This is a genomic window from Paenibacillus mucilaginosus 3016 (assembly GCF_000250655.1).
Taxonomy (GTDB): domain Bacteria; phylum Bacillota; class Bacilli; order Paenibacillales; family NBRC-103111; genus Paenibacillus_G; species Paenibacillus_G mucilaginosus.
Map to the genome: position 1 here is coordinate 1,696,458 of NC_016935.1, position 16,589 is coordinate 1,713,046.

Genomic DNA, 16,589 nt, shown 5'->3' on the forward strand with positions numbered 1-16,589 from the left:
TGCTTGCCTTCTCCATCCAGTCTGTCATACTGAATATAAGCAGCAAGCAATCCTTCGTAGGATGTGATTTTACATGATACAACAACGCTCTTATCTATGGGTTACCTTATCGATTATCCTACTAACCTTTGTGCTGAATATGCTCGGACCGGCATTCGATTTGGTCAATATCGCGCTTGTTTATTTGCTGCCGGTGTTAATTAGTGCGGTCTATGGAGGAAAAGGAGCTTCGTTTTATGCGGCGGTTCTGGGCGTGCTGGCCTTTGACTTTTTCTTTGTCCCACCGCAGCTGAGCTTCTCCGTATCAGATCTTCGCTATGTGGTTTCCTTTGGCATATTCCTGTTTGTAGCCTCGTTAACGGGGGGGCTCGCCGCCAAGCTGAAAAATCAACTGCACTATTCGAAGCAGCGGGAGGCCTACACCGCATCGTTGTATGCATTAAGCAAAGAAATGAATGCGATCGCCGATTTTCAAGCCTTGCTTCAACATATCACCTTAAAGGTGTCGCATACCGTACAATCCGAGTCGGTGATCTATTTACCGAATGAAAGGGATGAATTGGAGCCCGCTTCTTATTCAATGCCAGTGCCCGCATGGGCGCAAAGCGAAGCGGAAATGGTGATTGCCAAATGGGTTTACCAGCATGGCGAGCATGCGGGCAAGGGAGCCGGGACATTGCGAGAAGCCTCGGGGCGCTATATCCCGCTGAAGATCGAAGAGAAAATTTACGGCGTCTTGAGCGTTAATCTGGGAAGCTCGGCTCCTTCATCGGATATGTTAAAATTGCTGGAAGCGTTAGGCGAGATCGCCGCTAGTGCGATTGCGCGCGTCAAACTAAGCGAAGAAGCAAAGCTTGCGCACTTGACAGCGGAGTCGGAGAGACTTCGAACGGCTATACTGGATTCTGTTTCCCATGAACTACGGACGCCGCTCGCAACGGTCATTGGCTCTGCGACGGCGTTAATTGAAGGGGAGGGTATGTTCTCCCCGCAAGACAGAATGGAGCTGCTCGTAACGATTCGTGACGGATCGTTGCGGATGAATCGTCTAGTGTCCAACCTGCTCGGTATGGTGCAGCTCGAGAGCGGCATGCTCCGTCTGCGCAAAAGATGGTGCGATGTAGAGGATATCATCGGCGTCGCGCTCAAGCAGGTGAAGGATTTTCAACAGCATCGCAAAATACGCGTACAATTCTTGAAGCAGGTTCCGCTGATCTTAGGTGACGAGGTACTGCTCGAGCAGGTATTGGTGAATATCATTAGCAATGCGATTAAATATTCACCTGATGGCAGTGAAATTAACATTATGGTCAATAAAGAGGAGGACGCGGTCTTCTTCTCCGTATCTGATCAAGGGATTGGTATAGAAGTATCGGAGCGGGAACGTATATTCGATAAATTTTATCGCGCAGACAAGTCGAAGCATATAACCGGAACTGGCTTGGGACTTGCCATTTGCAAAGGAATTGTCGAACTGCATGGAGGAACAATCTCGGCTAAACCGAACGGGGAAAAAGGGTTGTCAATCGTGATCAGTTTGCCAATTAGTGATGAGGATAAGATATTTTTTATACATGAAGAGGGGGAACAGGCGCCAGTATGACGACCACAGAGAAAGGGACGAGGATTCTTATCATCGATGACGAGCCCCAAATTCGAAAGCTGCTTAAAGTGACGCTGCAAGCACACAACTATCAGGTTGAAGGGTCGGAGACCGGCGAAGATGGGATCATTAAGGCCTCCGGAGCGCCTCCCGATTTGATCCTGCTGGACTTGGGGCTTCCCGGGTTGTCTGGCATGGAGGTTCTAAACCGGATACGGGAATGGTCGAGTGTACCTGTTATTGTACTTACGGCCAAGGATCGGGAAGAAGATAAAATTGCAGCGTTGGATGGAGGCGCGGATGATTATGTCACGAAGCCGTTCAGCATGGGTGAACTGGTTGCACGGATACGTGTTGCGCTTCGCCATGCAGCAAAAACGGTTCATGAACCCGTCTTGAAGTTTAACGAGCTGATCATAGACTTATCGCAAAGGAACGTTGTACTTGGAGGTGAGCGGGTCAAGCTGACACCTACGGAATACGATCTGCTCAAAATATTAGCGACTAACGCCGACAAGGTTATCACGCAGCGGCAGCTGCTGCAGCAAGTTTGGGGCGGGCACCACAGTGAATCCGAAAGTCACTACCTAAGGGTATATATTAGCCATTTAAGGAAGAAACTCGAGGAGGACCCAACTCGGCCAAAGATGATTGTGACGGAATCCGGGATTGGATATCGATTTGTTACACCTGAGTGACAGATAATATTACCAAGGGTCCAGGATTCATCTCGAGGAAAGACATTGATGCATTTTTTACGGCAAGATCCGCGACATGCGTAACCGGGCTCGTCACTCGGGACAGCCCTTTGGTCTGTCCCGGGGCAGATCATTATTGCGTGTATGATCCAAGTTGGCGGACTAGGATTCATGACCATGTCTACTCTATTCATTTGGTCGCGGTAATCGCGGCCTTTTTGATTTATGGGATAAAGAAGTGCCGGACAAGTTGAGAAACAAACGCTTTGACAAACCAGCTACTGCGTGATACTATGTAGAAGTAGTAAGTAACACTGCATACCAGTCTTACAGAATAGCGAAGGGTGATTGTGCTGGAAAACTTAACGGAAATGCTCAAAGGCGTGCTTGAGGGCTGCGTACTCGAAATTATAAGCCGCAAAGAAACCTACGGCTACGAAATTACGCGGCGGCTGAACGCCCTCGGCTTCACTGATGTTGTGGAGGGAACGGTGTACACCATCCTGATTCGGCTTGAAAAAAGCAAGTTGGTAGAAGTAACCAAAAAGCCCTCCGACATGGGGCCGCCGCGAAAGTTTTTCGCGCTCAACGACGCGGGGCGTGAGGAGCTGCAAAGGTTCTGGGGAAAATGGGAGTTCGTATCATCCAAAATGAACGAGTTAAAGGAGATGAAATCATGAATTTTTGGGAAAAAATCACCGGCAGCGACATGACGAAAGAAATGAAAACTTTTGAATCGCGAGCCAAAAAGCTCCCGGCTGATTATCAAACGGCATGGAAACAAATTAATGCCAACCTTTGGCCGCACTCCGATTTCACCGGTCGAAACCTCATGCCAATTCTTGATGGCGTGCTCGGTCTTCTCGAAGAAACGGCGGCTGACGGTCAGCGAGTCCAAGAGGTTTTGGGCGACGATATCAAAGGCTTCTGTTCGGCGCTGGCCGGCGAAGAAGGGGCAAAGGTCTTATCGCGACAAGTGGCGCGAGCAGCTCAACAATAATATTGCAAAAAAAATAGGTAAAAAATAGGAGGGGAATTATGAAAATACACGATATCATCCAAGGCAAAAAAGAGTGGCGAGCGCATGTGGCGCGTGTCAAAGCGCTTCCGCAAGATTATCAGATCGTTTATAAAGAAATTCAAAAATATTTCTTTAAGGTCGGCCCTGTCGAGCTAACCGAAGGGACGGGTTTGCTCTCGGGAATCGTCGATCTTTTTGAAGAGGGAGCGGCCTCGGGGAAAGGCGTGCTCGAAGTGACGGGCAGAGACGTAGCGGCATTTTGCGACGATCTCATCAAAGATTCAAAAACTTACGCTGACATTTATCAACAATCTATTGATCAAAAGGGTAACAAGAAATGAAATAGGCCGCGGATAAAAAATAATGGAGGGGATATCGGGATGGGAAAAGCGATTGAAGTGAAAGGTCTGCAAAAGTCCTACAAGAAACTTCATGTTCTAAAGGGCGTCGATTTTGAGGTAGAAAAGGGCAGCATTTTCGCCCTGCTCGGCTCCAACGGGGCCGGCAAGACAACGGTTGTCAAAATTCTCAGTACACTGCTCCAACCGGACAGCGGAACCGTCACCGTTAATGGATTTGATATTGCGTCAAAGCCAGACCCAGTACGACAGTCGATTAGTTTGACCGGGCAATTTGCCGCGGTTGACGAGATTTTGACCGGGCGGGAGAATCTTATTTTAATCGCCAAGCTACGGCACCTTAAAAATCCGCGGCAGGTTGCGGACGATATGCTTAAGCGCTTCGGCTTGACAGATGCCGCGAACCGAAAGGCATCTACTTATTCGGGGGGGATGCGCCGCAGGCTCGACATCGCCTTGAGCCTTGTGGGGAAACCGCAAATCATTTTCCTCGACGAGCCGACCACCGGGCTTGACCCCGAGGCACGCATCGAGGTTTGGAAAATTGTCAAGGAACTGGCGGACGGCGGCACGACGGTATTCCTGACCACACAGTATTTGGAGGAAGCCGAGCAGCTTGCCGACCGAATTTCCATTCTGCACGAGGGCAGAATTATCGCCAGCGGCACGCTTGCGGAATTGAAAAAGCTGTTCCCGAAAACGCAGGTAGAGTATGTTGAAAAACAGCCGACATTAGAGGAAATATTCCTCGCCATCATCGGTAAAAAGGAGGCCATCTAATGGAGGTGGCAAAAAACCATTTTTTCAGTGACTTGAGCGTCATGCTTGGACGTTCCATGCGCCATATTTTCCGCAGTATGGACACCATCTTCACGGTCTGCATCACTCCGATTGCCATGATGCTGCTGTTCGTCTATGTGTTTGGCGGCGCAATCCAAACCGGTACGGATAACTATGTGAACTACCTGTTGCCAGGCATACTGCTAATGGCTATTGCCAGCGGGGTGGCCTACGTGGCTTACCGCCTATTTTTGGATAAGCAACGGGGCATCATTGAGCGGTTCCACTCCATGCCGATTGCGCGTTCCACTGTGCTGTGGGGGCATGTGCTGACATCGGTGGTATCCAACGTCATTTCTGTTGTCGTCATCATTCTCGTAGCGCTCATTATGGGATTCCGTTCGTCGGCAGGGGTACTGTCTTGGCTTGCCGTAGCCGGTATACTCGTGTTGTTTACGCTGGCTTTGACTTGGGTCGCGGTCATTGCCGGACTGTCAGCAAAAACAGTGGAAGGTGCAAGTGCCTTTTCCTATCCGTTGATCTTCCTGCCGTTTATCAGCTCAGCGTTCGTGCCGACCGAGACGATGCCATTAGTCGTACGCGCCTTTGCCGAAAACCAGCCTGTGACGTCTATCGTAGAAACCATCCGTGCGTTACTGTCAAATTCACCGGTAGGCAATGATATCTGGGTCGCTTTAGCGTGGTGCTTAGGGATAATCATCATCGCATATCTATTTGCGGTGCGCGCATACAAACGGAATGCAGCATAACCAGGTGGCTGTTTTTTTTCTACGGCTGTCCAATCCACTTACAAAGTTTGGCCTCAGTTTGCCTGAGGTAAGCCGCGGGGTTACGGCGGAAGCGTCTCCGTTTTGTTGTTTCAGTCAATCGTTCCTTCCAACGACTTCGTTCTCTGTAGAAAGTGTCGTAGGGAACAGATCGGAGACGGTGCAGTAAGTTTTTTTGCTTCAGGGCATCATCCACAAGGACAACAAATTCCCCACTACGCAGTATGTGTTCGTTCCAACTGCGGCGGCCAGTTGTACGCCGGTGCTTGGTTTTGGTTTGGCGAAAGAATCGTTCGTGGTCGTTATTCGTTCTCGGAATATTCGGGGTATCGTAACACGTAAAAAGCCCCTTCCAAAAACCTTCAGTGTAACTCTGAAAATTGGTTAGGAGGGGCGTATCCTCCGTCCTAGTGTATGTCTGCTGCATCCAAGACAGCAGACAGCCCATTTCCCATCGAACCGTTTCACTACTCTGGTCCGCTTTTACAAGGGCAGGCTCCAATATTCTGGCTGTTTCCTGAATGGGGATCTGCCAACGCTTTACAGCTTCATACTGAGCAGTCAATTCCGGCAGCTTTCGGAAGAGTTTGGTTATTTTACTCAGGAATGAAGGCCCCCTTTTTTTGCTTCACTTTGCTCCAGTGAAGCTTTTACTGCTTGGGCATTTTCGTAAATCCGAATACCAGGCAAGTCTAGGGGAGGGGTGCCGTCTTCCAAAAGCAGCGAGCGTGTGGCGGCCAGGTAATCCCGGGCTACTTCGGCTTCTACAGTGGACTCGTGCTCGACCTGTTTCTCAATTTCCCGAATACCTCGCAAGCTTTTTTTAATCTTCGGGTCTTCAGTTTACGGTCCCAAAATCGACTACCGGCTTGGCAATATCTTTGAGATAGTGGTACTGGCAATATTGGTAAGGGGTGTCACCCCATGTTTCCTCCATAGCCATACGGATCGACCGTTGGCCATCACTTACCAACCCAACAACTGGATAATCCAAGTCCTTAACAGGCTTTAGCAGAGCTTTGAGCTCCGAGCACGATCCGCTTTTCAGGTTTTTGGCAGCTAAAATACGACCACTAAATCCTTCGCGAACAACATAGAGCGTTTCATTACCTTTTTCGGGCTGAACCCCATCCATAGACAAGAGAAGGCCGCCATGTTCCTTTACGATTTTTTTTAAATCTTCCTTTACATCATCGGTTAAAGAAGCGCGAAGCAAAGTTAGATACCATTCGTATAAACGCATCGCATGGCGCTCGGAGGTTGGAATCGCTCGCTGGGTCAACGCTTCGGATATTTCAGTAACCGTCATATGCTGTTTGAAGCGCATTTCTCCAACAAGCACAAGAACGTCATAAGCATAAGATGTATGTTTTAAACATAGGGCGTCCGCTTGAGCCGAACGAAAATAACGCTCCAATTTACCGCAGGCTTCGTTCGGGCAGTGGTAGGCCATATTCCAGACATCTAAAATTCCCTTCAGTGTAGCTACAATCTTATGTGAAGCGGTATGATGCCGCTTGAGCTTCGTACCGCAATCCGGGCAGTGTGTCAGCTCGGGACGGAAGTAGATTCTTTTTTCAGGAATAAGTCGATTTCGAGGTAGCCCTCTTCTCGCTTTCATGAAAGATCCCTCCAAATGGTCTGTACCGATAATTACCCATTGGAGGGGGCAGTTAGTAAGTTAATCAGCCGTAGTTTTTTTTAACATTCTTGACCTTTACACTAATGTGAAACTTTATAATAAAGTAAGTGTTCCAAAGCTGTGAGGTGATCGTTTTGAAGATAGGAAAGGTAAGAAAAATAACCGGCGTTAGCGCCCGGTCGATTCGCTATTATGAGGAGAAAGGATTGATCAAAGCATCTCGTCAAGAAAATAATTACAGGGAATATGACGAAAAGGTGATCGATTCCATAAACGCAATTCAACTCTATCTAGGGTTAGGGCTTACAACGGACCAAATTCAAGACATCATCTTCTGCAAATATCCTGAGCATCAGGAGCATAAAGATAAGGACGTCTATTGTGAGGAATTACTGCTTATGTATCAGTCGAAAATGCAAGAGATCAATCAACAAATAGCTGCATTAACCGAAGCGAAGTTCAATTTGGCCGAAAAAATCAATCACATGGTACAAAAACGGGAGGAGGAAAACAAGTGACTATATTAGTTACAGGGGCAACGGGAACCGTAGGGCGACACGTCGTGGAGCAACTTATTCAAAAGGGGCAAAAGGTGCGTGCATTGACACGTAATCCGCTGCAGGCCAATCTTCCTAATGAGGTAGAGGTTGTTGCGGGAGATTTAAGTGATCCAAGTACGCTAGTTTCTGCGTTGGTTGGCATAAGCGGCATGCATTTAATTACAACAGGCGCTGAATATACCCCGTTACAAACAGGCCCAGAAATTGTTGAACTTGCTGAGAAGGCTGGGGTACGCAGGGTTACCCTTTTATGGAACGGAGAGAAAGGCCCTTTTGAGAGGGCAATTGAGGCCAGTAGTCTGGAGTGGACTCAACTTCAAGCCTTTGAATTTATGGCAAATGCACGAAAATGGGCGAACTCAATACGCTCTGTGGGGGTTGTTCGAGATATGTTTGGAGGATCACGAATTGCTTCTGTTCATGAAGCGGATATTGGAAGAGTCGCAGCGGTTGCACTAACTGAGGAAGGTCATTCAGGTAAAATATACACACTAACAGGGCCTGAGAGTTTGTCGGTTCCAGATAAAGTCCGGATAATTAGTGAGGTTATCGGACGTGAAATTCAATTTATTGAGAGCTCCGAAGAAGAAGAACGTGAACAGATGAGAAGAATGGGTGTTCAGGAGGATGCAATTGATTACGTGATTAGTTGGCACCTTAATCCGCCTAAAACTGCTTATAAGGTTTTGTCGACAGTTGAGGAAGTAACAGGACATAAGCCGTATACTTTCGCAGAGTGGGTTAAGGAGAATGCAGGATTTTTTATATCGGATGTTTCTTGAATCTATTATTTCGAGGTAGTGAAATAGAAAAACGTGTCTGAGTGCATCTCTGGTAACTATGAGGTCAGGGGTTCGTCTGCGTAAGGAGGCGAACCTCGAATTGTTACGGTATCGGGTAACGATAGTACAACAACTAGGGAGCAGTTCGCCGCGCCAGCTGCTTCCTTCTTCATTAAAGTAACGGGCAGGATAACGCAATGGGGCCGTAAATTTGCTCGATTAGCAACACCCAATGACCATCATGCGGGAGACCTTGCATTGCGTCGGAGCATGCTATGCCCAATCCAATAAAAAGAAGTCGACCATCTCGTTGGTCGACCTATACTTACATTATTGTGCGGTCAGGATCTGTGGACCTTCAGCTGTAATGGATCGGCAGCTTATTGCGTTAACTGAATTATAATGAAATCAAGGTCGCTGAATAAGGTTCAATGTGAGACATTTAGTACTCCAATGTTTCAGGGGAAATAAGCACAATATTTCCATTTAAGCAGCTTACTTCTTCGCATGAACGTCGTATAATGGAAGCTGATCATCTCTTGTTGAGTCTCGGAGGTACGAATCATGAGCAATGTGAACGCACCATTTCGGGCAAGAATCGGATTGTTGAACGACGGACCGCTTACGTTCGATCAGTTGAGCACTGTTCTCGAACGAACGGCATTCGCGGTCCCTTTTGAAAATTTTGCAATCATCGAATCCAGAACGCAGACCATCTCAAAGGAGCAGCTTTTGGACAAAATAACGGTTCAAGGTGAAGGAGGCCTATGCTATGAATTGAATACACTGTTTTACTTCTTCATGCTGGACAACGGACTGGACGCCCGGCTGGTCAGCGGCGTGGTATACAATCACGAGAAGCAGCGTTACCCGGCCACCGGACGTACGCATGTTACGATTCTGCTCCGGCATGAGAATCGGACTTACCTCATCGATACGGGATTCGGCAGTAATCTGCCGCTGCGACCTTTGCCGTTATCAGGCGAGCCTGTCTCCTCTTCGAATGGGGACTTTCGTATTGTCCCGGCGTACGGCGAGCATGCCGAGCTTGGTGATTACGTCCTGGAGATGAAGCTGAAGCATAAGCACAGCGAGTGGATGACCGGCTACGTATTCGATACCGCGAAGACTATTACCGACGATACCGAGCTGAATGCGATTCAGCGCATAATCGCCGAGCATTCCGACTCGCCGTTCAACAAGAAACCGCTTGTCACGAAGGTCACGGAGCGCGGAACGATCACGTTGACCCCCTCCTTCTTCACGGAGTGGTGTGACGGAGTCATGACCAAGACACCGGTAGACGAGTCTAGCTACAGGGAACTTCTGTGGCGATATTTCGGGATGCGTAGACCTCGGTAAGATGTTGCGTTGCGTACTCTTTATTGTAAAGGGGCTTGTCGCGATGCAGATCCTAAACTAGAACAATGTGAAAAGTTGAGAGAGAGGTGGAGGGCCTAGCCTTGCCTCCTTTTTGTCTGCCCGCTGAGTCTCAAAAACGGCCGTTTAAGAAACAATCTTTAAGTTACTATGAATCCCATACATTCGTGTAGTCTAATGGTGTCTAAACTCGTGCCAAAATCTATGTTACATAAACGTGTGTTTATGATGCTATTAAGGCGTGTACCGGAAAGAAAAGTACACAAGAAGAGGGACCCGAACGATCATATTTCTGGGGACGGAATGTGCTTTTCTGATCAAAACGAAGAACGATGGCACAACAACCAGGGAGCAGATCGACGCGCGGCAGCTGCTCCCTGGTCTCGTTAAAGTAATGGGTAATAAGCCTGTAAGTGGACCTTGTTTGAGCAAAAGGTCAATACAATTTGCCCCCTTTTTGCCCCCCACAATTTGAAAAGCTATGAACCTAGATGAAAATTGATTCTCAATAAATTCCTTATTTCTCGAGGTTTTTATGAGTTATAAAACCCAATAAAAGCCTTCACTAATAAAGTTCGAGATGGAAGGTTCGATCGGTTAAGCCTTATAGATCAAGGGTTTCGGTGGGACCAAAGTGTGGTTTGCCCACATTTTTCCCACCGATTATTTTTGAACATATCTTTCGTAGAGGGCGAGCGCATCGTCCTCTATTTTTTTTGTGACATGCAGATACGTGTCTGCGGTAATTTTTACGCTTGCGTGTCCAAGTCGCTCGGACACGTATTTTATATTTGCGCCCGCTTCAAGTAGGTGGACTGCGTGAGAATGGCGAAGTGCGTGGGGGGAAAGAACGGGTAAGTTTGCTCTTTTACATACGGCTTTAAAATAATCACGAACGACATTAGTACGAAGCCATCTTCCATCATGCTGATGAAATACAATATTGTCTTTTAACTCATGAATTCGCAGGATTTCACCCTTAGCAGAATTGTAGTATTAGATGAATGCTAGAGAAGTTCGGGGGTTGGGGCAGAAAAGGGTATGCGGGAATAGAGGGAAGGGAACTTCCCCCAGTTTGTTCCATATCATGCACGTCTCCATTTCGCCCTTAGAGATTCTCACTTCCATGTCTCAACGGGTCATAGTGTCATCTATGAAGGTACAGAAATTATTGGTAAGGACCTACAAGTACAGAAAAAGCAATCATTGATTGAACTAAACCATCGGCTGCCGGTTATTATCCGGCAGCCTTTTTTTCGCTAAGGGAGGATTAAAAACTGAGCACTATCATATTCATAGGTCATCGCATTACATTGCCTATAACTTAGGTGTACTAAAAAACATGCGCACATATAAGTGATACGTAATAAAGGGGATGCCCTCCAGATGATGTGTGGAGGCATCCCCTTTTTGGTAAAGTTGATTAAGCTACCATGAAAATTCATCCTCTGTGGTGCAGCGCTGATTATTGTGCTGCATGAATGGCTAATGGCAGGCAAGATAGGAGTAATTCAGGGATAATATTATTTTTTTGTTAAATTTATCCAAGCGCAGTTTGTTGTGTTATATTTAATCGGAATTTATTCATAAATTTAAGGAGGATTTACAAATGTTTAACAAAAAAAATGTTATCATCGCAAGTTTTTTTTTATGTTCATCTCTAATTTTCCTTTCAGCAGGACCAACAATTATTAAAGCTGATTCTGTGATCACCTACGAAGGAACCAGGCAAGCTGCGAAGGAGAAGGCAGATCTCCTCACGAATACTTACGGAACGAACAGCGTGCAGTACGCCATTATCGATCATGGCAGCATCGTCGTATCCGGCCAATCCGGCAAGAATAATGAGAAGGGACAGAATCCGCTCACGAAAGACACGATGTACGGGATCGGCTCGACGAGTAAAATGTTTACCACGGTTGCCGTCATGCAGTTGGTCGACCAAGATAGAATCGATCTCGATACGCCGATCGTCCAGTATATCCCCGAGTTTACGATGAAGGATGAACGTTACAAGCAGATTACGCCGCGCATGCTGCTGAATCATTCTTCCGGTCTGGACGGATCGTCGATGACGAACGCCTTTTTATTCGAAGATAACGATACTTACGCCTACGACACACTACTGAAGCAACTGGCCGGTCAGACCTTGAAGGCGGACCCCGGCGCTTATTCAGTTTACTGCAACGACGGATTTACGCTGGCCCAGATTCTGATCGAGCGAGTCAGCGGTATGGACTTTACCTTTTATATCCATCGATATATTACGGAACCTCTGGGTATGGCCAATACGGTGACGCCGCTCGATTCTCCGAACACAGCGAAGATGGCGGGACTCTATTATCCTACCTACGCAGGGCAACTTCCCAACGAGACGTTCAACGTGATCGGAACGGGAGGCATTTATTCCACGGCGGAAGATTTGGCTCGATTCTCGCAAATTTTCACGGGGGAAGCGGAAGAAGTCTTGTCCGGCAAATCGGCTGCGGCCATGGCGCAAGACGAGTATAAGACACCTTTGTGGCCTGATGATGCGGACAACTCAACCGAATACGGTCTCGGCTGGGACAGTGTCAATCTGTATCCCTTCGGCGAATACGGAATAAAGGCGCTGACCAAAGGCGGGAACACGTTTCTCTATCACTCATCGCTCGTTGTGCTTCCCGAGCAAAACATGGCAGCAGCTGTCGTCTCTTCCGGCGGGCGCAGCGAGTTCGACGAGCTTCTGGCGAAAGAAATCCTGCTTCAGGCACTGAAGGAGAACGGGACAATTGCCGAATTTAAACCTGAAAAGTCGTACGGTGTGCCGGTAAAGGCTAATATGCCGGAGTCCGTGCTGCAGTATTCGGGAATCTATGGCGCGACCAATACAACGATAAACATCGATATTACCGAAGGCGGCGTCATGTCCATTACTTCGGAGCAGTCGCCCGATAATCCGGCCCAGATCTTCGAGTATTCGGCGGACGGCACGTTCAAGAGTGCGGATGGGAATGTGATGATCAGCTTCGTGACGGAGGAGAACGGCCGCATCTACTTATGGATGCGTCAATACGCTTCGCTGCCGGGTCTTGGGCAGAGGGCAGTTTCAGAGTACAACGCCGAGAAGCTCCAGCCCCAAGATCTTCCGACAGAGACAAAAGAAGCATGGATTCAGCGCGACGGCAAGAAGTATTATCCACTGAATGAGAAGTATACGTCGCTCATTTATTTGGTGTCGGGAACCATCCAATTGAATGTGTCGAAACAATTGCCGGGGTACGTGTTGGATAAGCGAATAACAGGCCCGAATACGGCCGTCTCCGAATTGCAAATTCCAGGAACGAGCGGCCGGGATCTCTCAGGTTATACGTTCTTTACACTGGACGGCGTTGAGTACCTGAATATTGGTGGAAGCATCTTAGTAAACGAGGACGCCGTGAAGCCTGTCAACGTCGCTGAGAAGTCAATCGTTACCATTCCGTCGAGCGGCTACGCCAAATGGTATACGATAAGCGATAAAGACGGGGGCAAAACCGTTAAGGTGAGCATGTCCTCGAAGGCTTCCTTCGCTGTTTATAATGCAGAGGGGACATGTATCTACTTCAGTGTCATCGGAACCAATGATCAGGTCGAGCTGCCTGCGGGAGGATCGATTGTTTTCGCCGGGGATGCCGGCACGAAGTTCGAGATTTCCGCGCAGTAACGTCGCAATAGGTATTTCATAACTGGCCAAGATACAGTCCTGCGTATAAGTAAGAAGAAGACTCCTCAAGAAAAGTTGGAATTTTCATGATTCCGTGGTGCCGCGTTCGCGTGGCATGGATGGCTAAACATTCCTGTATAGCCTAAGAAAACGGCTTTGTCAAAAAAGGAGCGCCTCGGTATGATGGGTTTGTCCACTACACCATCAAGGAGGCGCTCCTTACTATGAAGTTTAAGCAATCTGACGCACAAAATCAACGGATTGAACGAATTACTACCTCTCACCTGGTTGTAGGAATTGATATGGCAAAGTAAACTCATGTCGAAGAAGCCACCAACTTCCGGGGAATCGTCCTTTCCAATCGGCATCTTTCCTTCAAGAACAAAAAAAAATAGAGGACGATGCACTCGCCCTCTACGAAACATATGTCTTGCCCGGAAACCGGGCAAAAAACGGACAAAAGCTATTAAACGATTCAGCAAACCCTTGATCTATAAGGCTTAATCGATAAATCCTTCCGTCTCGAACTTTATTAGTGAAGGCTTTTATTGGGTTTTATAACACATAAAAATCCTTGAGAAATAAGGTATTAATGAGAATCAATTTTCATCTAGGTTCATTGCTTTTCAGGCTGTGGGGGGCAAAAAGGGGGCAAGCTGTATAGACTCTTTGCTCAAACAAGGTCCACTTACAGGCTAATTACCCATTACTTTAACGAGACCAGGGAGCAGCTGCCGCGCGGCGATCTGCTCCCTGGTTAATGTAGCCGCGGTCATCTGGCCGGCTGTCTAAATAAAAGCCTCTTCGCATTCAACTAACGTTCCCCGATAGTTGAACGAGCGTCAACAATCATTCCCTAAACAAATACTCCCTCTGGTCTTTTTTGTTATATAATTCCCAATGCACGTCGGCTATCCGGTCTGGATCGTAATACGTCCCCTTTTTGACATGATCAGCGATTAGAACCTGACCTACATAAATTCCAAAGGGAGACACTGTCTCCGCTATTGAAAGTGCAAGCGAGCGGGTCGCTGCTTTGCCGATGGATAAAGAGGTATAAAGGGGATTCGGATTCAGCGCAATACTGCCACCTGTGAAAAAGAGTGTCCCCTGTTTACGTTCGACCATATCCGGAATTACTTGTTGAGCGCTGGTCAACGCACCAACAGTATTCACCTTAAAATCTTCAATAAGCTGCTGTTCAGTTAACGAAAGGGGATCCCCTGGCACGATGTGTGCCGCATTATATACCAAAACATCGGTGGTTCCAAATGAATCTTTTATCTGTTTAAAGGCTGTTTTTAATGAATCCGGATCTGATGCATCTGCAGTAATTCCGTGCGATTCAATTTGTAACTGTCGAAGGGATTCCAAGCTGCGTTGCAGTGATGATTCGGTTCTTGATATGAGAATCACTCGGAAGCCATTGCTTCCGAACTTTTTGGCTATACTGGCGCTTACTCCCGGTCCAGAACCGACGATGACTAACAGAGGTTTATGGCTCATCCTTACCACGCCTTCTTTCTGATATTAGTTTAAATACATAAATTTGGTGTTTCTATATTTTTAATAATATCGAAATATATAGATTCGTCAACCACTTCTTCTCAGCTAAGCAGTGCAACTGTTTATTACGTTATTCTGCCCTTTAGCCATCCATGCCGCGCGAACGCGGCACCACGGAATCATGAAAATTTATACTTCCTGCCTTATACTATTCTTACGGCTGGTGAGGAAGGTCGATAAGCTATGGTGTTGCGAACCCAACCTTTAGTCTGACTCCGACGACCATGGTGCACCACGGAATGTCGCTCCCTTTGGGGAAGCACGCAGGGTAGATTAACCCTTTTGCTGGTTGTTGCGCCAGTCCTCAATTCAATTTGCCGAAGAAAGGTGAGTATCATGGAAGTTCTTATTGAACGAGCTTGCGGGTTGGATGTTCATAAGAAGTCCATCACAGCCTGCATCGTTACTCCTGAAGGAAAGGAGATCAAGACATTCCGTACCCATACGGTCTTTCTTCTTGAACTTATCGATTGGATCAAGGAACACCGCTGCACCCACGTGGCCATGGAGAGCACCGGCGTTTTTTGGAAGCCAATCGTCAACCTGCTTGAAGCGGAACAGATTGAATTTCTGGTTGTGAATGCACAGCATATGAAAGCCGTTCCCGGCCGCAAGACAGACGTGAAAGATGCGGAATGGATCGCCGATTTATTACGGCACGGCCTGCTTAAAGCGAGCTTTATTCCGGACCGGAACCAACGTGAATTGCGAGAGCTGGTTCGCTACCGCCGAAGCTTAATCCAGGAGCGTGCCCGTGAACACAACCGGATTCAGAAGGTTCTGGAAGGGGCTAACATTAAGCTGGCTTCTGTCGTTTCTGACATTATGGGCGTCTCGAGCCGGGACATGCTGGAGGCCATGGTGAATGGGGAGACGGATCCGGAGAAGCTGGCAGGCTTCGCACGCCGAACCATGAAGAAAAAGAAAGAAGAACTAGAGCTTGCGCTGCGGGGGAACATGACTGCACACCAGCGTCTCATCCTCAAAAGCATGCTGACGCATATCGACTTCCTAAATGAACAGATTTCCGAACTGGATATGGAGGTAGCCAAACGGCTCGACCCTTTTCAGCAAGATCTGGATCGCCTGGATACCATTCCAGGGGTCGCCAGACGGACCGCTGAGCAAATCCTGGCTGAAATCGGCACCGATATCGCCTCCCGTTTCCCGAGTGCACCACACCTCTGCTCGTGGATCGGCCTTGTGCCGGGGCATAATGAGAGTGCAGGTAAGCGCAAACCCTCCAAAACCCGAAAAGGCAACAAGTACCTCCGCTCTGCCCTCATTGAAGCTTCCCATTCCATTCGAGGATCGAACAACTACCTCGGTGCTCAGTATAGACGCATTGCAGCCCGTAAAGGCGGACATAGAGCAGCTGTTGCAGTTGCTCACTCCATCATGACTATTGCATACCATCTGATAACACGCTAGGAAGATTACACGGATTTAGGCTCTGATTACTTTGAGAAGCGAAAGCAAGACGCCATTGTCAGACAGACGGTTCGAAAGTTAGAAAACTTAGGATACTCTGTTACTTTGGCCACTACCGAAGTATCTTAGTTCTGAAATAACATCATTACTTGGAGGAAGACGCAGCTTTTAAAAAATTGAAGCAGCTGCGCCTAGTTTCGTGCTGCCTTTTTAGGCTATACGCTATGAGTTATTTTCAGGGTAGCTTAACGTCAACTAGGGAGCAGCTGCTCGCAGTGATACGCTCCCCATACG

12 protein-coding genes and 5 pseudogenes are annotated in these 16,589 nt (G+C 47.7%); 14 read left to right on the forward strand and 3 right to left on the reverse strand.

Annotation, left to right across the window (positions count from 1 at the left end):
* The first annotated feature begins 73 nt into the window (after positions 1-73).
* From PM3016_RS07715 to PM3016_RS07745, 8 genes and pseudogenes are all read left to right on the forward strand, one after another.
* The gene (locus PM3016_RS07715) at positions 74-1,603 is read left to right on the forward strand and encodes an ATP-binding protein (protein ID WP_014369025.1); all 1,530 of its coding nucleotides are present in this window, start codon (positions 74-76) and stop codon (positions 1,601-1,603) included.
* A complete protein-coding gene (locus tag PM3016_RS07720) occupies positions 1,600-2,301 on the forward strand; it encodes a response regulator (RefSeq protein WP_014369026.1) in 702 nt (233 codons plus the stop codon). Before PM3016_RS07715 ends, PM3016_RS07720 begins: the two co-directional genes overlap by 4 nt.
* Positions 2,302-2,345: 44 nt before the next feature.
* Positions 2,346-2,493, forward strand: a pseudogene (locus PM3016_RS39410) (Trk family potassium uptake protein); the annotation flags it as partial.
* A gap of 179 nt (positions 2,494-2,672) precedes the next feature.
* Positions 2,673-2,981, forward strand: coding sequence for a PadR family transcriptional regulator (locus PM3016_RS07725; protein ID WP_041619062.1), 309 nt, complete (start codon positions 2,673-2,675; stop codon positions 2,979-2,981).
* Positions 2,978-3,329, forward strand: a pseudogene (locus tag PM3016_RS07730) (DUF1048 domain-containing protein). The gene PM3016_RS07725 and the pseudogene PM3016_RS07730 overlap by 4 nt, the downstream one beginning before the upstream one ends.
* 10 nt (positions 3,330-3,339) lie before the next feature.
* Entirely contained in the window at positions 3,340-3,663 is a 324-nt protein-coding gene (locus PM3016_RS07735) for a DUF1048 domain-containing protein (protein WP_014369029.1), read from the forward strand.
* A 39-nt stretch (positions 3,664-3,702) separates the two neighbouring features.
* Positions 3,703-4,461, forward strand: coding sequence for an ABC transporter ATP-binding protein (locus tag PM3016_RS07740; protein ID WP_014369030.1), 759 nt, complete (start codon positions 3,703-3,705; stop codon positions 4,459-4,461).
* Positions 4,461-5,231, forward strand: coding sequence for an ABC transporter permease (locus PM3016_RS07745; RefSeq protein ID WP_014369031.1), 771 nt, complete (start codon positions 4,461-4,463; stop codon positions 5,229-5,231). Before PM3016_RS07740 ends, PM3016_RS07745 begins: the two co-directional genes overlap by 1 nt.
* 856 nt (positions 5,232-6,087) lie before the next feature.
* Here PM3016_RS07745 and PM3016_RS07750 read toward each other — a convergent pair.
* The gene (locus tag PM3016_RS07750) at positions 6,088-6,870 is read right to left on the reverse strand and encodes a transposase (RefSeq protein ID WP_014369032.1); all 783 of its coding nucleotides are present in this window, start codon (positions 6,868-6,870) and stop codon (positions 6,088-6,090) included.
* 146 nt (positions 6,871-7,016) lie between these two features.
* On the opposite strand from PM3016_RS07750, the gene PM3016_RS07755 reads away from it, so the two are divergent.
* The 3 genes from PM3016_RS07755 to PM3016_RS07765 all read left to right on the forward strand — a co-directional run bounded on the left by PM3016_RS07755 (position 7,017) and on the right by PM3016_RS07765 (position 9,595).
* Positions 7,017-7,409 (forward strand): MerR family transcriptional regulator, encoded by a 393-nt coding sequence (locus PM3016_RS07755; RefSeq protein WP_420798953.1) that lies wholly within the window; start codon positions 7,017-7,019, stop codon positions 7,407-7,409.
* Positions 7,406-8,233, forward strand: coding sequence for an NmrA family NAD(P)-binding protein (locus PM3016_RS07760; protein WP_014369034.1), 828 nt, complete (start codon positions 7,406-7,408; stop codon positions 8,231-8,233). The genes PM3016_RS07755 and PM3016_RS07760 overlap by 4 nt, the downstream gene beginning before the upstream one ends.
* Before the next feature lie 564 nt (positions 8,234-8,797).
* On the forward strand, positions 8,798-9,595 hold the full coding sequence (locus PM3016_RS07765) for an arylamine N-acetyltransferase family protein (protein WP_014369035.1): 798 nt from the start codon (positions 8,798-8,800) through the stop codon (positions 9,593-9,595).
* A 681-nt stretch (positions 9,596-10,276) separates the two neighbouring features.
* Here the strand turns inward: PM3016_RS07765 and PM3016_RS37115 are convergent.
* Positions 10,277-10,564: pseudogene (locus PM3016_RS37115) on the reverse strand (tyrosine-type recombinase/integrase); the annotation flags it as partial.
* A gap of 658 nt (positions 10,565-11,222) precedes the next feature.
* Between PM3016_RS37115 and PM3016_RS07770 the strand changes: the two are divergent.
* Together PM3016_RS07770 and PM3016_RS41550 are read left to right on the forward strand one after the other, a co-directional pair.
* On the forward strand, positions 11,223-13,298 hold the full coding sequence (locus PM3016_RS07770) for a serine hydrolase domain-containing protein (protein ID WP_013914865.1): 2,076 nt from the start codon (positions 11,223-11,225) through the stop codon (positions 13,296-13,298).
* A gap of 224 nt (positions 13,299-13,522) precedes the next feature.
* Positions 13,523-13,681, forward strand: a pseudogene (locus PM3016_RS41550) (IS110 family RNA-guided transposase); the annotation flags it as partial.
* A 466-nt stretch (positions 13,682-14,147) separates the two neighbouring features.
* On the opposite strand, the gene PM3016_RS07775 reads toward PM3016_RS41550, so the two are convergent.
* On the reverse strand, positions 14,148-14,804 hold the full coding sequence (locus PM3016_RS07775) for an SDR family NAD(P)-dependent oxidoreductase (protein ID WP_014369036.1): 657 nt from the start codon (positions 14,802-14,804) through the stop codon (positions 14,148-14,150).
* A 396-nt stretch (positions 14,805-15,200) separates the two neighbouring features.
* On the opposite strand from PM3016_RS07775, the pseudogene PM3016_RS07780 reads away from it, so the two are divergent.
* Positions 15,201-16,424 (forward strand): annotated as a pseudogene (locus PM3016_RS07780) (IS110 family RNA-guided transposase).
* The last annotated feature ends 165 nt before the right edge of the window (positions 16,425-16,589 follow it).

Coding starts and splice junctions, on each gene's coding strand:
- PM3016_RS07775 (WP_014369036.1), bottom strand. CDS start 14,804: ATGAGCCATAAACCTCTGTTAGTCATCGTCGGTTCTGGACCGGGAGTA.
- PM3016_RS07750 (WP_014369032.1), bottom strand. CDS start 6,870: ATGAAAGCGAGAAGAGGGCTACCTCGAAATCGACTTATTCCTGAAAAA.
- PM3016_RS07725 (WP_041619062.1), top strand. CDS start 2,673: ATGCTCAAAGGCGTGCTTGAGGGCTGCGTACTCGAAATTATAAGCCGC.
- PM3016_RS07740 (WP_014369030.1), top strand. CDS start 3,703: ATGGGAAAAGCGATTGAAGTGAAAGGTCTGCAAAAGTCCTACAAGAAA.
- PM3016_RS07720 (WP_014369026.1), top strand. CDS start 1,600: ATGACGACCACAGAGAAAGGGACGAGGATTCTTATCATCGATGACGAG.
- PM3016_RS07765 (WP_014369035.1), top strand. CDS start 8,798: ATGAGCAATGTGAACGCACCATTTCGGGCAAGAATCGGATTGTTGAAC.
- PM3016_RS07715 (WP_014369025.1), top strand. CDS start 74: ATGATACAACAACGCTCTTATCTATGGGTTACCTTATCGATTATCCTA.
- PM3016_RS07745 (WP_014369031.1), top strand. CDS start 4,461: ATGGAGGTGGCAAAAAACCATTTTTTCAGTGACTTGAGCGTCATGCTT.
- PM3016_RS07770 (WP_013914865.1), top strand. CDS start 11,223: ATGTTTAACAAAAAAAATGTTATCATCGCAAGTTTTTTTTTATGTTCA.
- PM3016_RS07735 (WP_014369029.1), top strand. CDS start 3,340: ATGAAAATACACGATATCATCCAAGGCAAAAAAGAGTGGCGAGCGCAT.